The organism is Pseudomonas sp. CVAP#3, from assembly GCF_018986375.1.
Taxonomy (GTDB): Bacteria; Pseudomonadota; Gammaproteobacteria; order Pseudomonadales; family Pseudomonadaceae; genus Aquipseudomonas; species Aquipseudomonas helvetica.
The window spans coordinates 249,402-275,634 of record NZ_JAHMSC010000001.1 but is presented as its reverse complement, the minus strand read 5'-3'; the positions used below and the strand labels follow the sequence as shown (position 1 = coordinate 275,634).

29 protein-coding genes are annotated in these 26,233 nt (G+C 58.2%); 26 read left to right on the top strand and 3 right to left on the bottom strand.

The annotated features are described in order from the left end of the window. Positions 1-184: 184 nt before the first annotated feature. The 5 genes from KRR23_RS01335 (at position 185) to ispD (ending at position 5,268) form a co-directional block, all read left to right on the top strand. Complete coding sequence (locus tag KRR23_RS01335; RefSeq protein WP_054595921.1) at positions 185-1,816, top strand: CTP synthase; 1,632 nt, start codon at positions 185-187, stop codon at positions 1,814-1,816. A 5-nt stretch (positions 1,817-1,821) separates the two neighbouring features. Further along, entirely contained in the window at positions 1,822-2,667 is an 846-nt protein-coding gene (kdsA, locus tag KRR23_RS01330; RefSeq protein ID WP_216741033.1) for a 3-deoxy-8-phosphooctulonate synthase, read from the top strand. A 160-nt stretch (positions 2,668-2,827) separates the two neighbouring features. Next, complete coding sequence (eno, locus tag KRR23_RS01325) at positions 2,828-4,117, top strand: phosphopyruvate hydratase (protein ID WP_071551625.1); 1,290 nt, start codon at positions 2,828-2,830, stop codon at positions 4,115-4,117. 168 nt (positions 4,118-4,285) lie between these two features. Continuing rightward, positions 4,286-4,564, top strand: a complete 279-nt coding sequence (ftsB, locus tag KRR23_RS01320) for a cell division protein FtsB (protein WP_019692104.1) — start codon at positions 4,286-4,288, stop codon at positions 4,562-4,564. Further along, positions 4,561-5,268, top strand: coding sequence for a 2-C-methyl-D-erythritol 4-phosphate cytidylyltransferase (gene ispD, locus KRR23_RS01315; RefSeq protein ID WP_216741032.1), 708 nt, complete (start codon positions 4,561-4,563; stop codon positions 5,266-5,268). Before ftsB ends, ispD begins: the two co-directional genes overlap by 4 nt. Before the next feature lie 529 nt (positions 5,269-5,797). On the opposite strand, the gene KRR23_RS01310 is transcribed toward ispD, so the two are convergent. Beyond that, entirely contained in the window at positions 5,798-6,694 is an 897-nt protein-coding gene (locus KRR23_RS01310) for a LysR substrate-binding domain-containing protein (RefSeq protein ID WP_216741031.1), read from the bottom strand. A gap of 106 nt (positions 6,695-6,800) precedes the next feature. On the opposite strand from KRR23_RS01310, the gene KRR23_RS01305 reads away from it, so the two are divergent. The 8 genes from KRR23_RS01305 (at position 6,801) to rpoS (ending at position 13,931) form a co-directional block, all read left to right on the top strand. Then, a complete protein-coding gene (locus KRR23_RS01305; RefSeq protein WP_216741030.1) occupies positions 6,801-7,913 on the top strand; it encodes an S-(hydroxymethyl)glutathione dehydrogenase/class III alcohol dehydrogenase in 1,113 nt (370 codons plus the stop codon). An 8-nt stretch (positions 7,914-7,921) separates the two neighbouring features. Then, positions 7,922-8,767 carry an S-formylglutathione hydrolase gene (gene fghA, locus KRR23_RS01300; RefSeq protein ID WP_216741029.1) on the top strand — a complete coding sequence of 282 codons (846 nt, stop codon included), beginning with the start codon at positions 7,922-7,924 and terminating at the stop codon, positions 8,765-8,767. A 42-nt stretch (positions 8,768-8,809) separates the two neighbouring features. After that, the gene (gene ispF, locus KRR23_RS01295) at positions 8,810-9,283 is read left to right on the top strand and encodes a 2-C-methyl-D-erythritol 2,4-cyclodiphosphate synthase (protein ID WP_216741028.1); all 474 of its coding nucleotides are present in this window, start codon (positions 8,810-8,812) and stop codon (positions 9,281-9,283) included. Then, positions 9,280-10,338, top strand: coding sequence for a tRNA pseudouridine(13) synthase TruD (gene truD, locus KRR23_RS01290; RefSeq protein WP_216741027.1), 1,059 nt, complete (start codon positions 9,280-9,282; stop codon positions 10,336-10,338). Before ispF ends, truD begins: the two co-directional genes overlap by 4 nt. Further along, complete coding sequence (gene surE / locus KRR23_RS01285; RefSeq protein WP_216741026.1) at positions 10,326-11,075, top strand: 5'/3'-nucleotidase SurE; 750 nt, start codon at positions 10,326-10,328, stop codon at positions 11,073-11,075. The genes truD and surE overlap by 13 nt, the downstream gene beginning before the upstream one ends. Positions 11,076-11,116: 41 nt before the next feature. Then, positions 11,117-11,752 (top strand): protein-L-isoaspartate(D-aspartate) O-methyltransferase, encoded by a 636-nt coding sequence (locus tag KRR23_RS01280; RefSeq protein ID WP_173859967.1) that lies wholly within the window; start codon positions 11,117-11,119, stop codon positions 11,750-11,752. A 211-nt stretch (positions 11,753-11,963) separates the two neighbouring features. Beyond that, positions 11,964-12,821 (top strand): peptidoglycan DD-metalloendopeptidase family protein, encoded by an 858-nt coding sequence (locus KRR23_RS01275; protein ID WP_216741336.1) that lies wholly within the window; start codon positions 11,964-11,966, stop codon positions 12,819-12,821. 105 nt (positions 12,822-12,926) lie between these two features. Continuing rightward, on the top strand, positions 12,927-13,931 hold the full coding sequence (rpoS, locus tag KRR23_RS01270) for an RNA polymerase sigma factor RpoS (protein WP_216741025.1): 1,005 nt from the start codon (positions 12,927-12,929) through the stop codon (positions 13,929-13,931). 512 nt (positions 13,932-14,443) lie between these two features. On the opposite strand, the gene fdxA is transcribed toward rpoS, so the two are convergent. Further along, entirely contained in the window at positions 14,444-14,767 is a 324-nt protein-coding gene (gene fdxA, locus KRR23_RS01265) for a ferredoxin FdxA (protein WP_019692115.1), read from the bottom strand. Between the two features lie 142 nt (positions 14,768-14,909). Further along, positions 14,910-17,489, bottom strand: coding sequence for a DNA mismatch repair protein MutS (mutS, locus tag KRR23_RS01260; protein WP_216741024.1), 2,580 nt, complete (start codon positions 17,487-17,489; stop codon positions 14,910-14,912). Positions 17,490-17,689: 200 nt separating this feature from the next. On the opposite strand from mutS, the gene KRR23_RS01255 reads away from it, so the two are divergent. The 13 genes from KRR23_RS01255 to KRR23_RS01195 all read left to right on the top strand — a co-directional run bounded on the left by KRR23_RS01255 (position 17,690) and on the right by KRR23_RS01195 (position 26,163). Next, the gene (locus tag KRR23_RS01255; RefSeq protein ID WP_216741335.1) at positions 17,690-18,424 is read left to right on the top strand and encodes an XRE family transcriptional regulator; all 735 of its coding nucleotides are present in this window, start codon (positions 17,690-17,692) and stop codon (positions 18,422-18,424) included. A 500-nt stretch (positions 18,425-18,924) separates the two neighbouring features. Beyond that, a complete protein-coding gene (locus KRR23_RS01250; RefSeq protein ID WP_054595933.1) occupies positions 18,925-19,272 on the top strand; it encodes a phage holin family protein in 348 nt (115 codons plus the stop codon). A gap of 159 nt (positions 19,273-19,431) precedes the next feature. Beyond that, a complete protein-coding gene (locus KRR23_RS01245) occupies positions 19,432-19,956 on the top strand; it encodes a hypothetical protein (protein WP_216741023.1) in 525 nt (174 codons plus the stop codon). A 21-nt stretch (positions 19,957-19,977) separates the two neighbouring features. Next, positions 19,978-20,589 (top strand): phage baseplate assembly protein V, encoded by a 612-nt coding sequence (locus tag KRR23_RS01240; protein WP_216741022.1) that lies wholly within the window; start codon positions 19,978-19,980, stop codon positions 20,587-20,589. A gap of 10 nt (positions 20,590-20,599) precedes the next feature. Next, a complete protein-coding gene (locus KRR23_RS01235) occupies positions 20,600-20,932 on the top strand; it encodes a phage baseplate protein (protein WP_216741021.1) in 333 nt (110 codons plus the stop codon). Next, the gene (locus tag KRR23_RS01230; protein ID WP_216741020.1) at positions 20,929-21,924 is read left to right on the top strand and encodes a baseplate J/gp47 family protein; all 996 of its coding nucleotides are present in this window, start codon (positions 20,929-20,931) and stop codon (positions 21,922-21,924) included. Before KRR23_RS01235 ends, KRR23_RS01230 begins: the two co-directional genes overlap by 4 nt. Further along, complete coding sequence (locus KRR23_RS01225; RefSeq protein ID WP_216741019.1) at positions 21,921-22,580, top strand: phage tail protein I; 660 nt, start codon at positions 21,921-21,923, stop codon at positions 22,578-22,580. Before KRR23_RS01230 ends, KRR23_RS01225 begins: the two co-directional genes overlap by 4 nt. A gap of 58 nt (positions 22,581-22,638) precedes the next feature. Beyond that, positions 22,639-23,169 (top strand): phage tail protein, encoded by a 531-nt coding sequence (locus KRR23_RS01220; RefSeq protein WP_216741018.1) that lies wholly within the window; start codon positions 22,639-22,641, stop codon positions 23,167-23,169. 148 nt (positions 23,170-23,317) lie between these two features. Beyond that, complete coding sequence (locus KRR23_RS01215; protein WP_216741017.1) at positions 23,318-23,935, top strand: hypothetical protein; 618 nt, start codon at positions 23,318-23,320, stop codon at positions 23,933-23,935. 9 nt (positions 23,936-23,944) lie between these two features. After that, the gene (locus tag KRR23_RS01210; RefSeq protein WP_367880641.1) at positions 23,945-24,193 is read left to right on the top strand and encodes a tail fiber assembly protein; all 249 of its coding nucleotides are present in this window, start codon (positions 23,945-23,947) and stop codon (positions 24,191-24,193) included. A gap of 88 nt (positions 24,194-24,281) precedes the next feature. Beyond that, positions 24,282-24,488 carry a hypothetical protein gene (locus tag KRR23_RS01205; protein ID WP_216741015.1) on the top strand — a complete coding sequence of 69 codons (207 nt, stop codon included), beginning with the start codon at positions 24,282-24,284 and terminating at the stop codon, positions 24,486-24,488. 2 nt (positions 24,489-24,490) lie between these two features. Then, positions 24,491-25,657 carry a phage tail protein gene (locus KRR23_RS01200; RefSeq protein ID WP_216741014.1) on the top strand — a complete coding sequence of 389 codons (1,167 nt, stop codon included), beginning with the start codon at positions 24,491-24,493 and terminating at the stop codon, positions 25,655-25,657. Beyond that, positions 25,657-26,163 carry a phage major tail tube protein gene (locus KRR23_RS01195; RefSeq protein ID WP_216741013.1) on the top strand — a complete coding sequence of 169 codons (507 nt, stop codon included), beginning with the start codon at positions 25,657-25,659 and terminating at the stop codon, positions 26,161-26,163. The genes KRR23_RS01200 and KRR23_RS01195 overlap by 1 nt, the downstream gene beginning before the upstream one ends. Positions 26,164-26,233 lie beyond the last annotated feature (70 nt).

The window sequence follows — 26,233 nt, the reverse complement described above, 5'->3', positions numbered from 1 at the left end:
TTGCTGGGCGATTCCAAAAAATGTGTAGCGAGCAACGTACCGGTGATTCTTCTTCCGGTCTGTCCCAACGCGGCGGTTTTTTTGAAAGATGCACTGTAATTAATGCAGGTGATCGGGGGCTTCGGCCTTCCTTCGCTTTCCCCGGCGGCTCGGACCGCTTTAACGCAGACTTCTAGGGTTTTTCATGACGCGCTACATATTCGTCACGGGCGGTGTTGTTTCTTCATTGGGGAAAGGCATTGCATCGGCTTCATTGGCGGCCATCCTGGAGGCGCGGGGACTTAAGGTCACCATGCTCAAGCTGGACCCGTACATCAACGTTGACCCGGGCACCATGAGCCCGTTCCAGCACGGTGAAGTGTTCGTCACTCACGACGGTGCCGAGACCGACCTGGACCTGGGCCACTACGAGCGGTTCATCCGCACGACCATGACCCAGAACAACAACTTCACCACCGGCCGTGTCTACGAGCACGTCCTGCGCAAAGAGCGCCGTGGTGATTACCTGGGCGCAACCATTCAGGTGATTCCGCACATCACCGACGAAATCAAGCGCCGCATCATCAAGGGTGCAGGCGATGCCGACGTGGCGATGGTCGAGATCGGTGGCACCGTGGGTGACATCGAATCCCAGCCGTTCCTCGAAGCCATCCGTCAATTGCGTTTCGAAGTCGGCGCCAAGCGCGCGATGCTGATGCACCTGACACTGGTGCCGTACATCGCCACTGCCGGCGAAACCAAAACCAAGCCAACCCAGCACTCGGTCAAGGAACTGCGTTCCATCGGCCTGCAACCAGACGTACTGGTATGCCGTTCCGACCACCCGATCGATATCTCTTCGCGTCGCAAGATCGCGCAGTTCACCAACGTTGAAGAGCGTGCGGTCATCGCGCTGGAAGACGCCGACACCATCTATAAGATCCCGGGCATCCTGCATTCTCAGGGCCTGGATGATTTCGTCGTCGAGCGTTTCGGCCTGCAATGTGGCGGCGCCGATCTGTCCGAGTGGGAAGCCGTGGTCGATGCCAAGCTCAACCCTGAGCACGAAGTGACCATCGCCATGGTCGGCAAGTACATGGAACTGCTGGACGCCTACAAGTCGCTGATCGAAGCGATGAGTCATGCCGGCATCAGCAACCGTACCAAGGTCAACCTGCGTTACATCGACTCCGAAGACATCGAGAACCAGGGCACCGCGCTGCTGGAAGGCGCTGATGCGATTCTGGTGCCAGGCGGCTTCGGTCTGCGTGGCGTGGAAGGCAAGATCACCGCCGTTCAATACGCTCGCGAAAACAAGGTTCCATATCTGGGTATCTGCCTGGGCATGCAAGTCGCCGTGATCGAGTTCGCTCGTAACGTGCTGGGCTGGAAAGACGCCAACTCCACCGAATTCGATCGCACCAGCGGTCACCCGGTCGTGGGTCTGATCACCGAGTGGGAAGATGCCACCGGCGCCGTTGAAACCCGTTCCGAATCGTCCGATCTGGGCGGCACCATGCGTCTGGGTGCTCAGGAATGCCTGCTTGAAGCCGGCTCCCTGGTTCACGATTGCTACGCCAAGGACGTGATCGTCGAGCGTCATCGTCATCGCTACGAAGTGAACAACAAACTGCTGCCACAACTGATCGAAGCCGGTCTGAAAATCTCCGGTCGTTCCGGTGACGGTGCGCTGGTTGAAGTGGTTGAAGCGCCGAACCACCCATGGTTCGTTGCTTGCCAGTTCCACCCGGAGTTCACCTCGACTCCGCGCGACGGTCACCCGTTGTTCAGCGGCTTCGTCAAAGCAGCTTTGGCTCAACACCAGAAGAAGGCTTGAACCTGATGGCTCAAAAGATCATCCGTGTAGGCAACATCGAAATCGCCAACGACAAACCGATGGTGCTGTTCGGTGGCATGAACGTGCTGGAAAGCCGTGACATGGCGATGCAGGTCTGTGAAGAGTACGTAAAGGTCACCGAGAAACTCGGTATCCCTTACGTGTTCAAGGCCAGCTTCGACAAGGCCAATCGTTCGTCGGTAACGTCTTACCGGGGCCCCGGCCTCGAAGAAGGCATGCGGATTTTCCAGGACATCAAGCAAGCCTTTGGCGTGCCGATCATCACCGATGTCCATGAGCCTGAGCAGGCTGCAGTTGTCGCTGAAGTCTGCGAGATCATCCAGTTGCCGGCCTTCCTGTCGCGCCAGACCGATCTGGTCGTCGCGATGGCCAAGACCGGCGCTGTGATCAACATCAAGAAAGCCCAGTTCCTCGCCCCTCAGGAAATGAAACACATCCTGAGCAAATGCGAAGAGGCCGGTAACGATCAGTTGATCCTCTGCGAGCGTGGTTCGAGCTTCGGCTATAACAACCTGGTCGTGGACATGCTCGGCTTCGGCATCATGAAACAGTTCGAATACCCGGTGTTCTTCGACGTGACCCACGCGCTGCAAATGCCGGGTGGTCGCTCGGATTCTGCCGGCGGACGCCGCGCCCAGGTCACCGACCTGGCCAAGGCGGGCATGAGCCAGTCGCTGGCTGGCCTGTTCCTGGAAGCGCATCCGGATCCGGACAACGCCAAATGTGACGGCCCTTGCGCCTTGCGTCTGGACAAGCTTGCGCCATTCCTGGCTCAGCTCAAGGCTCTGGACGAGTTGGTGAAGAGTTTTCCGACGGTAGAAACCGCGTAATCCTCAATTCTCCGGTAAAGTACCGCACGATTCATTGAACGCTCAGGCCCTAGGGCTTGAGCCTTATCGTCCGCAAGTCTGCCCGCTGCTAATCACTTGCCGACGGTAAAAGATTTCCTACAGCTGCGTCGTTTTCGTCAACTTTGGAGTGTTTACAACAATGGCAAAAATCGTCGACATCAAAGGTCGTGAAGTTCTCGACTCCCGTGGCAATCCCACCGTCGAAGCGGACGTTCTTCTCGATAACGGCATCATCGGCAGTGCTTGCGCGCCGTCCGGTGCTTCCACCGGTTCGCGCGAAGCGCTCGAGCTGCGTGATGGCGACAAGAGCCGTTACCTGGGCAAGGGTGTACTGAAAGCTGTAGCCAACATTAATGGCCCGATTCGCACCGCGCTGCTGGGTAAAGACCCGGTTGACCAGAAAGCCCTCGACCGCATCATGATCGAGCTGGACGGTACCGAGAACAAGGGCAGCCTGGGCGCCAACGCAATCCTCGCTGTGTCGCTGGCTGCTGCCAAGGCTGCTGCCCACGACCAGGACCTGCCGCTGTACGCACACATCGCCAACCTGAACGGTACTCCGGGTGTTTACTCGATGCCGGTTCCGATGATGAACATCATCAACGGTGGCGAGCACGCCGATAACAACGTCGACATCCAGGAATTCATGGTTCAGCCAGTGGGCGCCAAGACTTTCTCGGAAGGTCTGCGCATGGGCACCGAGATTTTCCATCACCTCAAAGCTGTGCTGAAGGCTCGTGGCCTGAGCACTGCGGTGGGCGACGAAGGTGGTTTCGCACCAAACCTGGCGTCCAACGAAGATGCACTGAAAGTGATCTCCGAAGCCGTGGCCAACGCTGGCTACAAACTGGGCACCGACGTGACCCTGGCTCTGGACTGCGCGGCCAGCGAATTCTACGAAGATGGCAAGTACAACCTGTCCGGCGAAGGCCAGGTGTTCACCGCCGAAGGCTTTGCCGACTACCTCAAAGGCCTGACCGAACGTTACCCGATCATCTCCATTGAAGATGGCCTGGACGAGTCCGACTGGGCTGGCTGGAAAATCCTCACCGACAAAATCGGCGAAAAAACCCAGCTGGTGGGCGACGACCTGTTCGTGACCAACACCAAGATCCTGAAAGAAGGCATCGACAAGAAGATCGCCAACTCGATCCTGATCAAGTTCAACCAGATCGGCACCCTGACCGAAACCCTGGAAGCGATCCAGATGGCCAAGGCCGCTGGTTACACTGCCGTGATCTCGCACCGCTCCGGCGAAACCGAAGATTCGACCATTGCCGACCTGGCCGTGGGCACCTCGGCTGGCCAGATCAAAACCGGTTCGCTGTGCCGTTCCGACCGCGTTTCCAAGTACAACCAACTGCTGCGCATCGAAGAGCAATTGGGCGCCAAGGCCAAGTACAACGGTCGCAGCGAGTTCCGCGGCTGATTGGTAAATGGTAAAAAGACACCGGATTGTGTCGGAAAGATCGCAGCAGCGGGATTTTTGCCACTAATCTGATGCCTTAGAGTACGAGCCTGGTTCTTCCAGGCTTCGTGCTATCAGAAGCTTCAAAGTTGGCATGGCTGTCTTTTTTCACTGGATACCTGATATTCGATGCGCAGTCCTTACTGGTTGTTTCTTGTCTTGCTCTTGCTGCTGGCTGGTCTGCAATATCGCCTGTGGGTGGGTAATGGCAGTCTGGCGCAAGTGGCCGAGTTGACTCAGCAAATTGCTGATCAGCATGCTGAGAACGAGTCGTTGCTGGAGCGCAATCGGGTCATGGACGCCGAGGTCAGTGAGTTGAAAAAAGGCATGGAGACCGTTGAAGAGCGGGCTCGCCATGAGTTGGGCATGGTCAAGGACGGTGAAACCCTTTACCAGTTGGCTCAATGATGAATACGTTACCGGCCTTCTGGGCCGTGATTCCTGCCGCGGGCGTCGGTGCCCGTATGGCCGCGGACCGTCCCAAGCAATATCTGCAACTGGGCGGGCGCACTATTCTCGAACACAGCCTTGGCTGTTTCCTCGATCATCCAGCCTTGAAAGGTCTGGTGGTCAGTCTTGCGGTTGATGACCCTTATTGGCCGACTCTGGCCTGCGCTACCGATCCGCGTATTCAGCGGGTGGACGGTGGTGAAGAGCGCTCGGGTTCGGTGCTTAACGCGTTGTTGCATTTGCACGCTCAAGGCGCTGCCGATGAAGACTGGGTGTTGGTTCACGACGCTGCGCGACCGAACCTGACTCGCGATGATCTCGACAAGTTGCTGTCGGAGCTGGCTGACGATCCTGTCGGCGGGTTACTCGCAGTGCCTGCTCGTGACACGCTCAAACGCGCAGACAAGCACGGTCGGGTTCTTGAAACGGTTGATCGCAGTTTGATCTGGCAGGCGTATACGCCGCAGATGTTTCGTTTGGGTGCTTTGCATCGGGCGTTGGCGGACAGTCTGGTGGCTGATGTGACTGTTACCGATGAGGCCTCTGCGATGGAGTGGGCGGGTCTGGCGCCACGTTTGATCGAGGGTCGGGCGGATAATCTCAAGGTTACTCGGCCTGAAGACCTTGAATGGCTGCGTCTGCGTTGGGCTAATCGCCGCTGATTCCTCTGTCGCACCGCTCAACTGATGTGGGAGCCGAGCTTGCTCGCGATGGCGGCCTGACAGCCGGCCAACCTCTAACAGATGTACATCAATCCATTGTGGGAGCCGGGCTTGCCCGCGATGGCGGCCTGATAGCCGACCAATTTCTTGCAGGTGTACATATCCATTCCTGCGGTAACGGCCGCTTAAGGTTTCGCCCTTACGGCGAGTCCCTTTTTCAAACGCCAAAAAGGAACCAAAAGGCTTCGCCCCAAGCGTACGGCACCTCGCCTAGGCTCGGCGTTCCCTCACTCCGGTATTCATCAGGGGGCATCGCCTACGGTCTGCTACGCGACGACCTCCTCTCGATGTGTCCGGCTGCGCCGTACGGCGCTACGCGCCCACCCCCTGATGAACACCTGCGCTCGGCCTTCCGATGGGGCGGGCAGGTCAAGGTCAACAGCGGCAGGCGAGCTAACGCTCGGCCTGTTGAGTGGTGGGGGCGTGTTATTGGTTATCTTTGGAGCTGCGGTAGGCTGCGATCTTTTGATCAAACTTGATATTCCGGCCTTTTGGCCAACCCTTCCTTCAGATAGTCCACCAGTTTGCGCACTTTCGGCGATAGATGCCGTTGCTGCGGATACAGTGCCCAGACGGCGGTGTTCGGTGGTTGATGAGCATCCAGCAACGACACCAGTGCGCCATTGTTCAGGTGCTCCAGCACGTAATAATCCGGCAGCTGACACAATCCGACACCTTGTAGCGCCGCGTCCAGCACCGCTTGTCCGCTGTTACAGCGCCAATTGCCTTGTACTCTCTGGGAAAACTCTCTGCCGTCCTGTTCCAGTTGCCAGATGTCCGAGCTGCCGATCAGGCAGTTGTGTCGACTCAGCTCGGACAAACTGTGCGGTCGGCCATAGCGTTCCAGATAGGACGGCGAGGCGCACAAGTACATCCGCCGTGGCGCCAGGCGCGTGGCCACCAGCCGTGAGTCTTGCAGGCGACCGAGACGGATCGCCAGGTCCAGGCCCTCGTGCACCAGGTCGAGCGGGCGGTTGCTCAGCTCGATATCGACACGCAATTGTGGGTAAAGCCCCATGAAGCTGGTCGCCAGCGGCACGATGAAGCGCTCGCCGTACGCCACTGCACAGGTCATGCGCAGCATGCCTTTGGGTTCGCTGGTCAGGTCGCTGACGGCGCGCAAGGCTTCTTCGCGTCCGTCTTGCAAGCGTTGGCAGTGTTGCAGGAACGTTTGCCCGGCTTCGGTCAGCGTCACCCGACGGGTACTGCGGTAGAGCAGACGGGTTTGCAGGCGCTCTTCAAGACGTACGATTTGTCGACTTATATGCGAAGACGAAACCCCAAGGCGTTCGGCGGCAGCCGTGAACTGGTTGCATTCGGCGACGGCGACGAACTCATCGATGCCTTCCCAGCGGTTCTCGGACATGAAGATTATCCCTGTGCAGCAATAATGTTTTGCTTTTGGCCGGATTATTAATCGTCTGGCGGTGTTTTACACTCGTTGTCTCGTTTTTATTCGCTGGAGAGACAGGATGATCAAGTCGCGCGCTGCCGTTGCCTTCGAGGCCAAGAAACCCCTTGAGATCGTTGAAGTCGATGTCGCCATGCCCAAGGCGGGTGAAGTCCTGTTGCGTGTGGTCGCCTCCGGCGTTTGCCATACCGACGCCTACACCCTGTCGGGCGCTGACCCGGAAGGCATCTTCCCGTCGATCCTTGGCCACGAAGGTGGCGCGATTGTCGAAGCCATCGGCGAAGGTGTGACTTCGGTCGCGGTCGGCGATCACGTGATTCCGCTGTACACCCCGGAATGCGGCCAGTGCAAATTCTGCAAGTCGGGCAAGACCAACCTCTGCCAGGCCATTCGTGCGACCCAGGGCAAAGGCCTGATGCCAGACGGCACCACGCGTTTCTCCTACAAAGGTCAGCCGATTTTCCACTACATGGGCACGTCGACCTTTTCCGAATACACCGTATTGCCGGAAATCTCCGTCGCAAAGATTCCTAAAGAAGCGCCGCTGGAAAAAGTCTGCCTGTTGGGTTGCGGCGTCACCACCGGTATCGGCGCAGTCATCAACACCGCGAAGGTCAAGCCGGGCGACACCGTGGCCATCTTCGGTCTGGGCGGTATTGGTCTGTCAGCGGTCATCGGCGCGGTCAAGGCCAAGGCCGGGCGAATCATTGCCATCGACATCAACCCGGCCAAGTTCGAAATCGCCAGGCAGCTGGGCGCTACCGATTGTGTGAACCCGAAAGATTTCGACCGTCCGATTCAGGACGTGATCGTCGACATGACTGACGGCGGCGTCGACTTTTCCTTCGAGTGCATCGGCAATGTACAGCTGATGCGTGCGGCGCTGGAGTGCTGCCATAAAGGTTGGGGTGAGTCGGTGATCATCGGCGTTGCCGGTGCTGGCCAGGAAATCTCCACCCGTCCGTTCCAACTGGTGACTGGTCGCGTCTGGCGCGGTTCGGCATTTGGCGGCGTGCGCGGTCGCACCGAGTTGCCAAGCTACGTGGAAATGGCCCAGACCGGCGAAATCCCGTTGGACACTTTCATCACCCACACCATGGGCCTGGAAGACATCAACAAGGCATTCGACCTGATGCATGAAGGCAAAAGCATCCGCTCCGTCATCCATTTCTGAGGTCGGTCATGAGTCTGGAAAATCTCTCATGCCAGAAGAGCTTTGGTGGCTGGCATAAACGCTACAAGCATCATTCCGAGGTGCTGGGCTGCGACATGGTGTTTGCCGTGTACTTGCCGCCGCAAGCGGAGCAGGGCGGCAAACTGCCGGTGTTGTACTGGTTGTCGGGACTGACCTGCACCGACGAGAACTTCATGCACAAGGCCGGCGCGATGCGCATGGCGGCCGAGCTGGGGTTGATCATCGTTGCGCCAGACACCAGCCCTCGGGGCGCCGATGTTCCGGGCGACCCGGATGGCGCGTGGGATTTCGGCCTCGGTGCCGGGTTCTATCTGAATGCCACGCAGGAGCCCTGGGCCAAGCACTATCGGATGCATGACTACGTGGTGCAGGAATTGCCGGCGTTGGTCGAAGCGCATTTTCCGGCCTCGGACAAACGTGGCATCAGCGGCCACTCCATGGGTGGGCATGGCGCACTGGTCTGTGCCTTGCGCAACCCAGGGCGGTATCAGTCGGTGTCGGCCTTCGCGCCCATCAACAATCCGATGGATTGCCCTTGGGGTCAGAAGGCGTTTTCGCGCTATCTGGGCGAAGAGCGTTCGAAGTGGCGCGAATGGGATGCCTGTGTGTTGATCAGCGAGGCCAGCGAAAAACTGCCGCTGCTGGTGGATCAGGGTGATCGGGATGACTTCCTCGCCACTCAGCTCAAACCCGAAGCACTGCAGCAGGCGGCGAAACTGGCCGGCCATCCGCTGACCTTGCGTCTGCAACCGGGCTACGACCACAGCTATTTCTTTATCGCCAGCTTTATTGATGAACACTTGCGACATCACGCACACGCTCTAGGCGCCTAAAGCAGGTAGAATCACGCCCTGACTAAATCGGGGCGTTTTTTTATGCGTATTGGCCACGGCTATGATGTGCACCGTTTCGCTGAAGGCGATTTCATCACTCTGGGCGGCGTGCGAATTGCACACGGTTTCGGGCTGCTTGCCCATTCCGACGGCGACGTCTTGCTGCATTCATTGAGCGATGCCTTGCTCGGCGCAGCGGCGCTGGGTGATATCGGTAAACACTTTCCAGACACCGACCCGCAATTCAAAGGTGCTGACAGCCGCGTGCTGTTGCGTCACGTTGTCGCATTGATCCACGCCAAGGGCTGGAAGGTCGGTAATGTCGATAACACCATCGTTGCCCAGGCGCCGAAAATGGCCCCGCATATCGAATCGATGCGTGCGCTGATCGCCGCGGATCTTCAAGTTGAGTTGGATCAAGTGAACGTGAAAGCTACCACCACCGAAAAGCTCGGCTTTGTCGGTCGCGAAGAAGGCATTGCCGTGCACTCCGTTACCTTGTTGTTGCGCGCATGAATGAACTGCAATTGCTCGGCCCGCGTGCCTACGGTGAAGCCCTCGGCACTGCCGTACTGAAAGCCATCGCGGAAGATTTTCAGGTCGATGAAGTCCTCGATATTCCGCTGACCGGCGAAGGCGAACACCTGTGGATCTGGGTGGAAAAACGCGGCCTGAACACTGAAGAGGCGGCCCGGCGGATTGCCAAGGCTGCCGGCGTGCCGTTGCGCACCGTCAGTTATGCTGGATTGAAAGATCGCCAGGCACTGACACGCCAGTGGTTCAGCGTGCAATTGCCGGGCAAGGCCGATCCTGACTTGTCCGCGGCAGAAAACGACACACTGAAAATCCTCAAGACCGCACGCCATAAACGCAAGCTGCAGCGCGGTGCGCATTCGGCCAATGGCTTTACCTTGCGCTTGACCCAGTTTGCTGGCGACAAGGACGCGATTGACGCGCGTCTGCAACTGATCGCCAAACAAGGCATTCCCAACTACTTCGGCGCGCAGCGTTTCGGCCACAATGGCGGCAACGTGGTGGATGCCCGTGACTGGGCGGCACGTAAAGCCTTGCCGGAGCAGCGCAACGTGCGTTCACGCCTGCTCTCTACCGCACGCAGCTTTCTGTTCAATCAGGTGTTGGCGGCGCGAGTTGCCGATGGCAGCTGGCAGCGCGCCCAGGTGGGCGATTTGCTGGCTTTCACCGACAGCCGCAGCTTCTTCCCGGCAGGTGAGGCCGAATGCAGCGACCCGCGTCTGGCGATCCTCGATCTGCACCCGACCGGGCCGCAGTGGGGCGAAGGCGAGTCACCGGCGACTGGTGCGACTCATGAGCTGGAGCAGCAGGTCGCGGCAGGCGAAGCGGATTTGCGCGATTGGTTGATAAACGCTGGAATGAGCCATGAACGTCGCATCCTGCGGCTGCCCATTGGCGGGTTGACGTGGCATTATCCCTCGCTGGACATTCTGCAACTGGAATTCGTCCTTCCGGCCGGATGCTTCGCCACCGTATTGGTGCGTGAACTCGTGGATCTGGTGCCGGTGGGGCAGACGGACAGCTCATGCGTATTCTGATTTCTAACGACGATGGGGTAACAGCACCCGGTCTTGCCGCGCTTCATGCTGCGCTGGCGGATTACACCGAGTGCGTGGTTATCGCCCCTGACCAGGACAAAAGCGGCGCCAGCAGTTCGCTGACGCTTGACCGTCCGTTGCACCCGCAAACCCTGGCCAATGGCTTTATCAGCCTTAATGGCACGCCGACCGATTGCGTGCACCTGGGCCTCAACGGTTTGCTTGCGCGCGAGCCGGATATGGTGGTTTCCGGGATCAACATGGGAGCCAATCTGGGCGACGATGTGCTGTATTCCGGCACGGTTGCGGCGGCGCTCGAAGGGCGTTTCCTCACGCTGCCGTCGTTTGCCTTTTCGCTGGTATCGCGGCAAGTGGAAAACCTGCCGACGGCGGCCTACTTTGCGCGCAAGCTGGTGGAGGCTTATGCCGACCTCGATTTGCCACCGCGCACGGTGCTGAACGTGAACATTCCGAATCTGCCTCTGGAACATATTCGAGGTATCCAGCTGACTCGCCTGGGTCACCGTGCCCGCGCCGCCGCGCCGATTCAGGTGGTCGATCCGCGTGGCAAATCCGGCTACTGGATTGCCGCAGCCGGCGATGTGGAAGATGGCGGGCCGGGCACGGATTTCCATGCGGTAATGCAGGGTTATGTCTCGATCACCCCGCTGCAACTCGATCGTACCTTCAATGATGCCTTCAAAAGTCTTGATGGCTGGCTGGAGGGGCTGCGCTGATGGCTCGTGAACAAGACGATATCCTGCGTCGTGGTATCGGGATGACCTCCCAGCGCACGCGCGAACGGCTGATCCAGCGCTTGTATGAGGAAGGCCTGTCCAACGCCCAGGTGTTGGAGGTCATTCGGCGGACACCGCGTCATCTGTTTGTCGATGAAGCCCTGGCGCATCGTGCCTACGAAGACACGGCATTGCCGATTGGCCATAACCAGACCATTTCTCAGCCTTATATGGTGGCTCGCATGAGCGAACTGCTGCTGGAGGCCGGTCCTCTGGATAAAGTGCTGGAGATCGGCACCGGGTCCGGTTACCAGACAGCGGTGTTGTCGCAATTGGTCGAGCGGGTGTTTTCCGTCGAGCGCATCAAGGTCCTGCAGGATCGTGCCAAGGAGCGCCTGGTCGAGTTGAACACGCGCAACGTGGTATTTCGGTGGGGCGACGGTTGGGAAGGCTGGCCAGCGCTGGCACCGTACAACGGCATTATCGTCACTGCGGTGGCGACCGATGTACCTCAGGCGTTGCTCGATCAATTAGCGCCGGGTGGGCGGCTGGTGATTCCGGTTGGTTCAGGGGAGGTTCAGCAATTGATGTTGATCATCCGTGAAGAACAAGGCTTTTCCAGACGTGTTTTGGGGGGGGTGCGCTTTGTACCGTTGCTCCATGGGCCACTGGCTTAAGCATTTATTTAACGACGCTGAATTCTATTTGATTACCTTGGTCTTACAGCGGCATTGATCGGTTAAACGCGATTGAACAGCGATCAGCAAACGTGTGCGCGTGTCGATTTTGTTTTGCCGACGGTAAAGCCCGAACGGCCAGTTATACTTGCGACATTTCATGCCTGAATACGGCGATTTTTATCTTCAACCACCACAAAGGGAGCGGCGGGTGAGTCTCACAGTCATTGCGCAGCGTATCGGTACAACAAGCTTTCAGCGCCTGGTGACTGGCCTTGTCTTGAGTTCCTTGTTGGTCGGTTGCTCCAGCACGCGTTCAAGCGATGTGCGAGTGGTCGATCGTAATAACGCGGCGGCCCAACGCCCCGCAGTAACCACCGGCCAATACGTGGTCCGTCGCGGCGATACCCTGTTCTCGATCGCGTTTCGCTACGGCTGGGACTACAAGGCCCTGGCGGCACGCAACAACATTCCTACGCCTTACACAATCCATCCAGGTCAGACGATTCGCTTCGACGGGCGTTCCGGTTCAACGCCGACAGAGGTGGTGACCCCGTCCGGAACAACCGCTTCTCCTTCGAGCAAATTTACCGTAACCCGGGGGCCAGCCTCGGCTGCGACCACCGCGAAACAGACGGCTGCGCCGTCCGTCGCAAACAAGCCGGCACCTGCGCCATTGCCTCCTGCAGGGCCCGCGCCGACAGGCTGGGGATGGCCATCCAACGGCATTTTGATTGGAAAATTCTCTTCAAACGGTAGTTTGAATAAAGGAATTGATATCGCCGGGGATTTGGGACAGCCTGTTTTAGCTGCGTCTGATGGGACAGTGGTTTATGCCGGGAGTGGCTTGCGGGGCTACGGCGAATTGGTCATCATCAAACACAGCGATACCTACGTCAGTGCCTACGGTCACAACCGCAGGCTGTTGGTTCGGGAGGGGCAGCAGGTCAAAGTCGGACAGACAATTGCCGAAATGGGGTCCACGGGTACAGACCGGGTGAAACTGCATTTTGAGATTCGCCGACAAGGTAAACCTGTAGATCCGCTGCAATTCCTGCCACGTCGTTGATTTGTTACCAGCCTGTTCCGTCACGTAGAGGGAACAGGCTCCAGCGTTGCCAAGGATAAAGGCGTCGCTTGAGCTTGAGGTCGAACTCACCAAAGGACTATAACAATGGCTCTCAGTAAAGAAGTGCCGGAGTTTGACATCGACGATGAGGTTCTCCTGATGGAGACCGACGTCGCATCGGATGAGATGTCGAATGAAGGAACAGCTACGCCTTCAGTTCGCTCCAAATCCAGGCACTCCGCAACACTCAAGCAGCATAAGTACATCGACTACACCCGAGCGCTTGATGCTACCCAGTTGTACCTCAACGAAATCGGCTTTTCCCCCTTGTTGTCACCGGAAGAAGAAGTTCATTTTGCGCGACTGTCGCAAAGTGGCGATCCGGCTGGGCGCAAACGCATGATTGAAAGCAACCTGCGACTGGTGGTGAAAATTGCCCGACGCTATGTCAATCGTGGATTGTCGCTGCTCGACCTGATCGAAGAGGGCAACCTCGGCCTGATCCGGGCAGTGGAAAAGTTCGACCCGGAGCGCGGCTTCCGTTTTTCGACCTACGCGACCTGGTGGATACGCCAGACCATCGAGCGTGCAATCATGAATCAGACCCGGACTATCCGGCTGCCGATTCATGTGGTGAAAGAGCTCAACGTCTACCTTCGTGCGGCACGGGAGCTGACGCAAAAGCTCGATCATGAACCCTCACCCGAAGAAATCGCCAACCTGCTGGAAAAACCGGTAGGAGAGGTCAAGCGCATGCTGGGCCTGAACGAGCGGGTTTCTTCGGTCGACGTCTCGCTGGGTCCGGATTCGGATAAAACCCTGCTGGACACCCTTACCGATGACCGCCCTACTGATCCTTGTGAGCTGCTTCAGGATGATGACCTGTCGCAGAGCATCGATCAGTGGCTCTCGGAGCTGACGGACAAACAGCGCGAAGTGGTGATCCGCCGCTTCGGCCTGCGCGGCCACGAGAGCAGTACGCTGGAAGACGTAGGCCTGGAGATTGGCCTGACCCGTGAGCGCGTCAGACAGATTCAGGTTGAAGGTCTGAAACGTCTGCGTGAAATCCTTGAGAAGAATGGCCTGTCGAGCGAGTCGCTGTTCCAGTAGCAGGAGCGCGTTCGCCTGATAACAATAAGCCCCGTCTGTTTCGGGGCTTTTGTTATTCGCCGATTGATAGGCTGTTTAAGCTTCGTAAGAGCTATTCGGACGCTTTCGCAGGTTAACGTAAGCCATGGCTTACTCTTTCGTAAGTGTTCGGTTTTTCTACCGGGTAGCGGTCGTCTATCTTTGTTGGATTAATTATGTAAATTGTTGATTTATAACGATATTTTTTATAGATAAACATGTCGTTTCATTCGGGTCTACCCGTGGCAGGTGATTGCTCTTACCGGGGAACTCTTTAATATCAGCCCTGTGTCGACGGATAGACACAGCCATCAAGGATGATGGTCAAGGAACATCGCAAGGACGTGATTCATCAGGACGATGAAAAGGAACACAAGGAATAGGGAAAAAATGTGGGCGGGTCATACCGCCCCTTTTTTTGCCCGCTGAAAAGGATCGCAACCCCTGAAACGCAAAAAGGCCCGCAAGGGGCCTTTTCAAGAGCGCAACAATGATCAGCGAGCGAGGTCTTTGATCTTGCCTTTAACGCCATCAAACTCTGCCGCGTCTGGCAGCGGATCTTTCTTCTCAGTGATGTTGGGCCAGATCTCGGCCAGTTCAACGTTCAGCTGAATGAATTCTTGCATCTCGCTCGGGACTTCGTCTTCAGAGAAGATGGCCACAGCAGGGCATTCTGGCTCGCACAGGGCGCAGTCGATGCACTCATCCGGGTGAATCACCAGGAAGTTCGGGCCTTCGTAAAAGCAGTCCACCGGACACACTTCTACGCAGTCGGTGTACTTGCACTTGATGCAGTTGTCGGTGACGACGAAGGTCATTCTAATTCTCTCCTCAGGCGGCGGCGTGCTGCGCCCCTTCACGGTGGGGTCGCCAGGTTTGGGAGCGATAGTCTGCAGACCAGGCTATTTGCCTGCAGCATCCCAAACCGCGCGAGATTCTAACAGCTTGCAGGCCAGTGCGTTAGATCCGTGTCTTTAATGTATAGAGCATTTCGAGCGCCCTACGCGGGGTCATGTCATCCAGATTAAGCTTGGCAAGTTCATCGAGCACTGGATGCGGCAGGCTGGCGAACATATCGCTCTGCTGCGGCGCGGCCGGTTTGCCTTTGCTTGGCTGCGCCGTTTCGTGAGGCAGCGCCGTCGCTTCCAGTCGCCCCAGATGCTCGCGAGCCCGCACAATCACCTCGGTGGGGACGCCGGCCAGTTGCGCAACCGCCAATCCGTAGCTCTGGCTGGCAGGGCCAGGCAGTACGTGATGGAGGAATACGATGCGCTCGTTGTGCTCGGTGGCATTGAGGTGGACGTTGGCCACCAGCGGCTGGCTTTCCGGCAGTACCGTCAGCTCGAAGTAATGGGTGGCGAACAGCGTATAAGCGCGCAACTGAGCCAGACGCTCGGCCGCAGCCCAAGCCAGAGACAGACCGTCGAAGGTGCTGGTGCCGCGACCGACTTCGTCCATCAGCACCAGGCTGCGTTCGGTGGCGTTGTGCAGGATGTTCGCGGTTTCGCTCATCTCGACCATGAAGGTCGAACGACCACCGGCCAGGTCATCGCTGGAGCCGATCCGGGTGAAAATCCGGTCCACCAGCGACAATTCGCAACTGGCAGCGGGCACAAAACTACCGATATGCGCCAACAGCACGATCAGCGCGGTTTGCCGCATGTAAGTGGATTTACCGCCCATGTTCGGGCCGGTAATCACCAGCATCCGCGTGCTGTCGTCCAGGCTCAGGTCGTTGGCCACGAACGGCGTGGTCAATACTTGTTCAACCACCGGGTGACGGCCCTGGCTGATGCGCATGCACGGCTCGCTGACGAACCGTGGGCAGTTCAGGTCAAGGTTCAGCGCACGCTCCGCCAGGTTGCTCAAGACATCCAGCTCGGCCAGTGCCGCGGCAGTGTCCTGCAGCGGTGGCAGTTGGCTGATCAGGTCTTCGAGCAGGGCTTCGTAAAGCATCTTCTCGCGGGCCAGGGCGCGGCTCTTGGCTGACAGGGCCTTGTCTTCGAAGGCTTTGAGTTCTGGCGTGATGAAACGCTCGGCACCCTTGAGGGTCTGGCGGCGGATGTAATCGGCCGGCGCCTGCTCGGCTTGCTTGCTCGGCAGTTCGATGAAGTAGCCGTGAATCCGGTTGTAGCCGACTTTCAGGTTGGCCAGGCCGGTACGCGCCTTCTCGCGGGCTTCGAGGTCGATCAGGAATTGTCCGGCGTTTTCGCTCAGCGATTGCAGCTCGTCGAGTTCAGCGTCGTAACCGGTTTTCAACACGCCACCGTCGCGGATCACCGCCGGCGGGTTGTCGATGATGGCTTTTTCCAGCAGGGCGGCCAGCTCGGGATAGGTGCTGGTAGTCACGGCCAGTTGGTGAAGGTGTGGCGCCTCAAGCTCGGTCATCGCCACTTGCAGTTCTGGCAGGGCGCCGAGGGCGTCGCGCAGGCGAGCCAAGTCACGAGGGCGAGCGTTACGCAGGCCGATACGCGCCAGAATCCGCTCGATGTCACCGATTTCTTTCAGCTGCGGTTGCAGTTTCTCGAAGCGGTAACCGTCGAGCAGGCAGGTGATCGAGGTCTGGCGTGCCAGCAGCACGCTCAAGTCGCGCAGCGGGCGATTCAACCAACGGGTCAGCAAGCGGCTGCCCATGGCGGTCTGGCAACGGTCGACCACCGATTGCAGGGTGTTTTCGCGGCCACCTGCCAGGTTGGTGTCCAGCTCCAGGTTGCGACGGCTCGCGCCGTCCAGCACCACGGTATCGTCCAGACGCTCATGACGCAGGCTGCGCAAATGCGGCAGGGCGGTGCGTTGGGTTTCCTTGGCGTAGCTCAACAGGCAACCGGCGGCACCGATCGCCAGGGTCAGGTTCTCGCAGCCGAAACCTTTGAGGTCCTGGGTGGAAAATTGCTGACAAAGACTTTTCAGCGCCGAATCACGCTCGAAATCCCACGGTGCGCGACGACGAACGCCACGACGCTTCTCGGCCGGCAGGTCTTTTGGCCAATCGTCCGGAATCATCAGCTCGACCGGATTGACCCGCTCCAGCTCCGCCAGCAGGTTCTCCCAGCCTTTGATCTCCAGCACGCTGAAGTTACCGCTGGTGATGTCCAGCACGGCCAGGCCGAACAGGCGCTCGTCACCCAGTACGGCGGCGATCAGGTTGTCGCGACGTTCATCCAGCAGCGCTTCATCGCTGACGGTGCCGGGGGTGATGATTCGTACAACCTGACGGTCTACCGGACCTTTGCTGGTCGCCGGGTCGCCGACCTGTTCACAGATCACCACCGACTCGCCGAGCTTGACCAGTTTCGCCAGGTAACCTTCCGCAGCGTGGTAAGGAATCCCACACATCGGAATCGCCTGCCCGGCCGATTGCCCGCGGGCAGTCAGGGTGATGTCCAGCAATTTGGCGGCCTTCTTCGCGTCTTCATAGAAGATCTCGTAGAAGTCACCCATGCGGTAGAACATCAACTGGTCAGGATGCTGGTTCTTCAGACGCCAGTACTGCTGCATCATCGGGGTGTGGGAGGACAGATCGGAGAGTGCTTTATTCATCAGGTAATCAGGCGAATTCGTTGAAAGGGGTGGGGCAAAAGAGGGACGTTGGCCCGGCTTTTCCGCGATGGGCGCAAGGTTACCATGGGCAGTCCGACCTACGCAGGGATGAAAGGCCCGCTGCACATTTCTGCGGTTTATGCACTGATTATGCAAATCAGCATTTGTCATCTTCGATAAGAACAAGCACTATGCGTGTTATGCAAAAACGCAATGTTTCTACCGTCTTAAGGGCGCTGCTCGATCAGCACGGGATCTCCCCCACGGAGCTTCACCGTCGCACCGGCGTGCCTCAATCTACCCTCTCGCGGATTCTCAGCGGGAAGATCGTCGATCCTTCGGATAAACACATCTCGAAGATCGCCGAGTACTTCCGTGTGAGCACTGACCAGTTGCGTGGCCGCGCCGATGTTGTGTCGGCCAATGCGCCTGCACGCGAAGAGTCGCATTCGGAACTCAAGGACATAAGTCTGTGGGATGACGATACCCCCGTCGATGACGACGAGGTCTCGGTCCCCTTTCTTCGCGAGGTTGAATTGGCTGCTGGATCAGGAAGATTCGTCATCGAAGAAAGCGAGCGCTCAAGCTTGCGCTTCGGCAAGCGCAGCTTGCGGCATAACGGTGTGCAGTTCGACCAGGCCAAATGCGTAACCGTGCGCGGCAACAGCATGTTGCCGGTGCTGCGCGACGGCGCCACGGTTGGGGTCAATGCCGGTAAGTCCGGGATTGGCGACATCGTTGATGGTGATCTGTATGCCATCAACCATAACGGCCAACTGCGGGTGAAGCAGCTCTATCGTCTGCCTACCGGCATTCGTCTGCGTAGCTTCAATCGCGATGAACACCCGGATGAGGACTACACCTTCCAGGAAATCCAGGAAGAGCAGATCGTCATCCTCGGCCATGTCTTCTGGTGGGGCATGTACGCCCGCTAACCCCTGGCTGCCAGACAAAACCCGCTATCAAGCGGGTTTTTTTTCGCCCGACGAAAACCATCCCACCCTTTGTTTGCGGGGCTCTCATGCGCTTGTGCATTTTAAACGCATAAATAAATGCATTTACGCATTGACTGTATATGCATCCATGCATATTCTTTGTCTCAAGCCGCTCAACAACGGCTCGCAACGAAGCTCTTTAGTTCCACAGCAAAGGCAGCGATGAACCGGCCTCAACGGTTCAGAGGGTTGGCAACTGACCCGGGTGTGCAGCGTAAAGCACCGTAAGCAGTTATCCGGCGGACAGGGTCGCGGTCGGAGGAACAATTTGAATGGATCCGTACCGCGCCAGTAGCGCCGAAAGATCGGAAGGACCGTATTACTGAAAAGCCCGGGCGACCGGGCTTTTTGGAATGCCTACCTACCGTCAGGCACATCAAGAGACAGCGTTTGAACAACACACAAACCCATCACCTATTTATCAACGCAGGAGGCGTGACATGACAAACGAGCAGCAAGCGTTGGCGGACATGCCTATCTGGCTGGTCATCGCTCTGGCGGTGGTCGGCGGGGTGTCCGGCGAAATGTGGCGCGCCGACAAGGAGGGTGCTCGCGGCTGGCCACTGTTGCGGCGTCTGGTGCTGCGCTCCGGGGCCTGCATGGTCTGCGGGGTCTCGACCATCATGCTGCTGTATGCCGCGGGCGTGTCGATCTGGACCGCCGGCGCTTTCGGTTGCCTCACCGCGATGGCCGGTGCCGATGTCGCCATTGGCTTGTATGAGCGCTGGGCGGCCAAGCGGATTGGCGTCGATGAAATGGCGCCGCGTGATTCCAGCCAGGACCGCTAATGGTACTGGCAGCAAAGAGGATCACCGCTGAACAAGCCCAATGGACTGGCTGACGGGGGGGCGTAGACAACGACCCCGACCTGCAAGGATGCAGGTCATCGGCGGTAATTTCCTTTAACTCAACAATTGACACTGTGACACTCGAACAGGAAACCGCTTATGTCTCCAAGCGTTATCAATAAACCCTCGGAGCTGATTATCGCTATTGGTGAGGCACTTCGGCCGATTTATCCAGGCCTGAAGGTTGGGGGATATCAGGATTTCGATGGCGTTGTCGATGATGCCTGGGTCCTGATCGCGATTCAGCGCGATGCCGCAGGCACCCGCGCCAACGATGGGCGTATCGCTCATGTCCTGACGATCTCGCTGCAAGGCGTGGTCGCCGGGAAGAGCGGGCATTCAGGGCTTGAGGCCTGCAATCTCGCCAGCGCACTGAAGGATATCGTCACGGATAACCGTTGGGGCGTATCGGGAGGGCAATGCGACCTGCCGATGAGCATCGAGGCAGTGCCGTCGACGTTCACCAGCGGTGAGCAGGTGTACGACGCATGGACGGTTTCGTTTTCCCAGACCTTGTACTTCGGTCCGCCGTTGCTCGATGAGCCAACGGGGACGCCAAAGTTCGCGTTCACCTGGGAGGTCTCGAACATCGATGATCCGGATCAATACACAGCGTTTGTTTAACAAGCACTCAAGGAGTGGCCCATGTTTGACGCTCTTCTACGTATGCAGCTCGGTCCGATCATTGAGCGTTTGGCTGAGATGGAGACCGAGTTCGAAGACCTGCACCGACGTGCCGACAGCTTCTGTCGCATCGGCGTGTGTGTAGAGGTCGATGCCGCCAGCAACACCTGCAAGGTCAGCCATGGGGATCTGCTGACGCCAGCGATCAGGTTCTTCAACCCGAGTGCTGGCGAACAGAGTGAATCGCGCATTCCTTCCGAGGGTGAGCAGTGCTTGCTGCTGAACTATGGCGGCGGCGATGGCGCTGGGCAATCGGTCGCCTTGTTCGGCCTCAACAGCAATCGGTTCCCGCCGGTTTCGACCGTAGCCACGTTGACGCGTCGTCGACACAAGGACGGCACCGAAAGCAGCTACGACGATGCAGGCCATGTCCTGAGCTGGACCAACGGACAGACGACGTTCAAGGGCTCGCGTGAGTCGGTCGAATTGACCGTCGGCCCGGCTCGGCTGGCGCTGACCCCAGAAGCCATCGAGCTGAAGCTGGGCACGGTCGGCGTGTTGCTCGACGCCTCTGGCGTTCACTTCCTCGGCCCTTTGGTGGATCACCAGGGACGAGTCATCAGTACGGCATAAGGGACTTCCCATGATTGGAGTCGATAGAAACACCGGGGCAGCGGTCGACGACTGGCTTCAGTTTGTGCAGCGCGCAACCCGCGCACTGACCACCCCGTTGGGCACTCGTCAAAAGCGCCCGCTGTATGGGTCGCTGGTGCCAGATTTGCTGGGGCAGAACGTCGGCGACGACGTGTTGATCCTTGCGCAGAGCCACGCAGCGCAGGCGTTTTACAACAAGGCAAACGGTATCGATGATTTTGAGCCTGAGGTCATTGTCGCCAGTCGTCGAGGGGCGGGGCTGTTGTTGCGCTTCGCCGGCACCTGGAAAAACCGCAAACAGACATTCGAGGTCGTGACATGAGCATGCTGATACCCGGTCAAAACCAGTTGGCTGAGCCGGCGATTGTCACGGTCGAGGCGTTCGAGGCGCTGCTCGCAGAGTTCAAGGCGTTTGTCGTCGACTACGTGGCCGCCCGTTCACCGGAAACTGCCGCCAAACTGCAAGTCAGCCTAGACAACGAAAGCGAGCTGCTGACCCTGGCCCTTGAGGCCTTTTGTGTGCGGCTGCAAACCCACGAACGCAAATACAATGCTCGCATCAAGCAGATGCTCGCGTGGTGGGCGACCGGCAGCAACCTCGACGCCCGCCTCGCGGACATGGGGCTTGAGCGCCAGTTGCTGGACCCGGGAAACCCGGCGGCATTCCCGCCGATCCCACCCACTTATGAAAGCGACGACGATGCCCGACTGCGCTACTACCTGGCGCCGCATGCACCGGCAGCGGGTTCGCGGATGCAGTATCGCCGCGAGGTATTCACCCTGGGCGAACGGCCCGCAGTGAAGGTCGAAACCACGGCCCCAGGCGTGGTGACGGTGACCTACAGCTTTGATCCGGATGGCTACGCGGCGCAGGTCAAGGATGGCAACGGGCGCCGAACAGCGCCTGGCGAGGTGAGGGTCACCGTGCTGTCGCGAGAGGCTGACGGCACGCCGTCTGCGGATCTGCTGGACGGAGTTCGCCGGCACTTTGCCCGTCCTGATGTGAGGCCCGAAACGGATCTCGTCACGGTGCAGGCCGCCGAAATCAAACGCTACAAGATTCGGGTAGTCGCGAAGATCAACGCCGGACCGGACTCGGGTTTGACCAAGGTGGCCGCTGAGCAGCAATTGCAGGCGTATGCCGATGCGTGCCATCGGCTGGAAGGGCGGGTCGATCCGAGCTGGATCGATTACACGATACATACCGCCGGCGCGGTACAGCTGGAGATCCTCGAGCCAGTGGAGCCCATCGTGACCACAGCCTTCCAGGCTCCGTACTGCACAGGCGTAGAGGTTGAGGTGCTGACGCTATGAGTGATCAAGCTTCTCGTCCGAGCCTGTTGCCGGCGAACAGCTCGCCGCTGGAAAAAGCGCTCGATCTCGGTTTCGGTCAATTGCTCGATCGCATTGCTCTGCCGTTCCCTGAATTGATGAATCCAGCGAAGACACCGTCGGCGTTCTTGCCGTATCTCGCCGCGGATCGTGGTGTCAGCGAATGGGACGCGGGCGCCAGCGAGTCAGAAAAGCGTTTGACCGTCTCACTGTCCTGGCAGATCCAGCGGCAGGCCGGAACCAATAAAGCGTTGAGTCATGCCGTCGAGTCGCTGGGTTTCACACCGAATATCTCTGCCTGGTACGAGCAGCGTCCTCTCGGTAACCCCTACACCTTCGACGTGCAGGCGATCATCGGTCGAAGCTGGTCGAGTGGTGATCACAATCGCTTGATACGCCGCGTCAATGCGGCGAAGAGCGAGCGAGACGATGCAACCATCACCGTCGTTCACGAAACGAGCGGCGAGCTGCGTGTTGCTGCGGGTGCTGATCCTGGCCTGAGTATCAGCGACGACAGTCAACCGGGCGCGTTGCCTGACGTGAGGCTGCACGCTTGGCTTGCAATGCACAGCGCCATACACACGCCGCTTTCCGATGGCGAACTATTCCTTTTTGGGGCGCTACCTGAATACGACTGACAGGCGCTGGGGTGTCTCAGCGCTACACCATTAACGATTACGACCTCAGGGCGCAGCTATGACAGAAGACATTACGCGCTTGGTTCGCTTCACTTCCGCCGGTCTGGATGAAGTGTTGCAGGCAAAAAACCAAGGCTTGAAAGGTGAGATTACTCACATTGGTGTGGGCACCGCTCGCTATGACCCGAACGGCTCGGAAACGGCCCTTCGCGATGAGCGGCAACGGGTGGCGATTGTTGACTACGAGGACCTGGGTTCCCGGCAGCTACGGATGGCCGCGCTGTTCAGCGGTCCGGATGAATACGAGATTGGCGAGTTTGGCTTCTACCTCGCCAGCGGCACGCTGCTGGCGGTTTACTCAGTTGCTGGAAAGCTGCTGACGTATAAGGCCAGCGCCGCTCGTGTACTGCAAAAATTCACCCTCGATATTTCACCATTGCCGGCGGACAGCGTGACGGTGGTGGTTGGTTCTGAAAACCTCAATGTGTTGTTGGCTGAGGAATTTGCCACGGTTGCTGCGGCCAATATCAACAATATGGCGCGACATTTGGGCGTCTTGTTCCGTGTTATGGCGCTTGAAAGAAAATAAGCAGGCGATGGATGGCCCGGTATTTGAACAGTGTCAGTTCCTTTGCAGACTTGCTTCCAGGCAATAGGAGGAATGCACCGGGGGTTGTCAATTTTTAGTCCGGGCACACAATGCCAGGATAAGTCGAACTAATGATGTAGGGGATAACATGGGTATTGAGCAGAAAATTGGTGATCTCGTAACGGCAGCGGACAACCTGACTAAAACTGTCGACGGGAAAGTCGCGCAGATCGATAGCAGGATGGATGCGGCGCGGGCAGAGTTCGATGACTATCGCAACAAAAAAGACATGGTCGGCTTAGTCGGTGCGCAGGGCACGGTCCAGATGAATGTGTTCCAAGGGGGCGTTTGGGGAACCGGCGGCCCTCAGAATACAGGAGCTTCCGGGGGATTTTCCGAAGTCGATCTCGGAACTTCTGTTAATGTTTATATGCACTTAAAGCTACCGGTGAACATTAATACGCATGATCAGATGTTCTGGTTTAATATTCGCGGTTATAGCTATGGTAGTGCGACGATTATCGATGAAACTATCGTCGGCTATTGCTACTCGCCTCAGCGGGCAGTTTTGAATAAAGCTGTTTTTGGTAATATGTCTCCGGATATCTATACGGATGTAAAAGGTAACGTGGTTATCCGTCTCAAGTTCTCAAATATTTATGTGACGACTGTTCGCATTGATACAATGCAAGCAGGTATTGGTGCGATGATTCCTGTGGGGAGTATCAAGTCCAGATTGTCTCTTACTGAAAAGGTGGATTTTTAATTGAGCGAAGTGAATGAAGTGAACACGCAATTTAAAGTCAATCCGGAGTCAATTGCTTTGGCCGAGTGGGCTTCCATTCGTACACGTCGCAATCAGTTGCTGGCTGTTACGGACGCTACTCAAGCGGTGGATAGCCCGTTGAGCGAGGCGCAACGCAGCGAAGTGGCAAACTACCGTCAGGCTCTGCGCGACGTTCCGCAAGGTGTCGGCGATCCGTTTGTGGTCGTATGGCCCGAGCCGCCAGCCTTCCTGAAGTAATCCCCCGACCGCGTAAGCGGTTTTTTTTCGCCTGCACAAAGCCCCTGCAATGGGGTTTTTGTGTTGTTGAGTCTGGAGAAAATCGTAAATGTCCATCCGACAAAAATACACCGTCCTCATCCCATTCTCTACCGGTGGCGGCCACTGGTCGAGCGCGGGCCAACAGCTCGAACTGCTCGACGTTGAGGCCTCTGCTCTGCGCAGTGCTGGCCGTCTGGAGCTGACCAGCGTCCTCGAGGCCGAGGCCTCCCCAACCACCCCGGCCAAAAAGGCCACCATCAAGAAGGCTGAATAACCATGGCTGAGGTTTTGAACTTCGAGCACAACGGCATCACCGTCAATGCCACCGAATCCCCCGAGGCCATGGGTGGCCTCGGTGACAACGTCATCGGTCTGGTCGGCACGGCGCCGAACGCCAACCCGCTGATCCCGAAAAATACCCCGTTCCGTATCAACAGCTTTACCACCCATGCGCAGCTCGATCCGACCGGCGCCGAGGCGGGCACGCTGTATCAGGCGGTTTACCAGATCCTGAAAGTGGTCAAGGTGCCGGTGTATGTGGTCATCGTCGAAGAGGGCGCGACCCCGGCCGATACCCTGAACAACGTGATCGGCGGCAACGAAGCGCAGACCGGTCGCAAGTTGGGCCTGGCCGCATTGAGCGGCGTGCCTGAAGACCTGACCATCATCGGTGCTCCGGGCTTTACCGGCACCAAAGCGGTGGCCAGCGAGTTCGCCTCGTTCGGCAAGCGCATCAAGGCCCGCGTGGTGCTCGATGGCAAGGATACTTCGGTCGCCGATCAGGTGACCTACAGCAAGGAACTGGGCGGTGCGGACCTCGGTTTCGACCGCTGCCTCGTCGTACACAACATGCCTGCGGTGTACTCCAAGGCTGCGAAGAAAAACGTGTTTCTTGCGCCGTCGAGCCTGGCCATCGCGGCACTCGCCAAGGTCAAGCAATGGGAAAGTCCGGGCAACCAGGTGACCTACGCCGAGGACGTTTCGCGGACCGTGGAATACAACATCCTCGACACCTCGACCGAGGGCGATCTGCTCAACCGCTACGGCATCAGCTATTACGCCCGGACCGTTCTCGGCGGCTTCTCGCTGCTGGGTAACCGCTCCATCACCGGCAAGTTCATCAGCTACGTCGGCCTGGAAGACGCGATCAGCCGCAAGCTGGTCAAGGCCGGCCAGAAGGCCATGGCCAAGAACCTGACCAAGTCGTTCATGGATCAGGAGGTCAAACGCATCAACGACTGGCTGCAAACCCTGGTCGCCGACGAAACCATCCCTGGCGGCAGCGTGTACCTGCACCCGGAATTGAACAGCGTCGAGAAGTACAAAAACGGCACTTGGTTCATCGTCATCGACTACGGCCGCTACGCGCCGAACGAACACATGGTTTACCAACTCAACGCCCGCGATGAAATCATCGAGCAGTTCCTGGAGGATGTTCTCTAATGTTTACCAACCGCGTAAGACAGGCCATCGCGGCCACCCTGCAAGGCCTGCCGTTGTCGGCGACGGTGGAAGAGTTCACCCCGCCGAAAATCGATTTCGACATGGAGCCGATGACTGGCGGGCGCTTTATCGCCGAGGAAATGGCCAAGAGCGGCAAAGTGCTGGGCGCTACTCTCGTGCTGCAAGGCGCAGGTCCCGAAATCATGCTCGCCCTGGGCGTGAAATTGGGCGACGACATTTTGCTGAACGTCCGTGAAGCCGGTCAGGATCAGGATGGCAACACCTGGTTCACCTATCACACCGTGGGCGGCAAGTTGAAATCCCTGGCCGAGGCCAAGCTGAAGATGGGCGACAAACCCACCACTACGCTGGAGCTGTCCTGCCGCACCTACAACCGTCTGGAAAACGGCATCCCGGTGATCGACATCGACGTGCGCACCCAGAAGTTCGTGCTCAATGGCGTCGACATTCTCGGCGATGCCCGCCGTGCCGTGTTGCTGCCTTAAGCGACCGCAACACTTTCCTGTATCGCCGTCTTCACCTGCTGGTTTTCCGGCTTGCTGCGGGCGGCTTTTT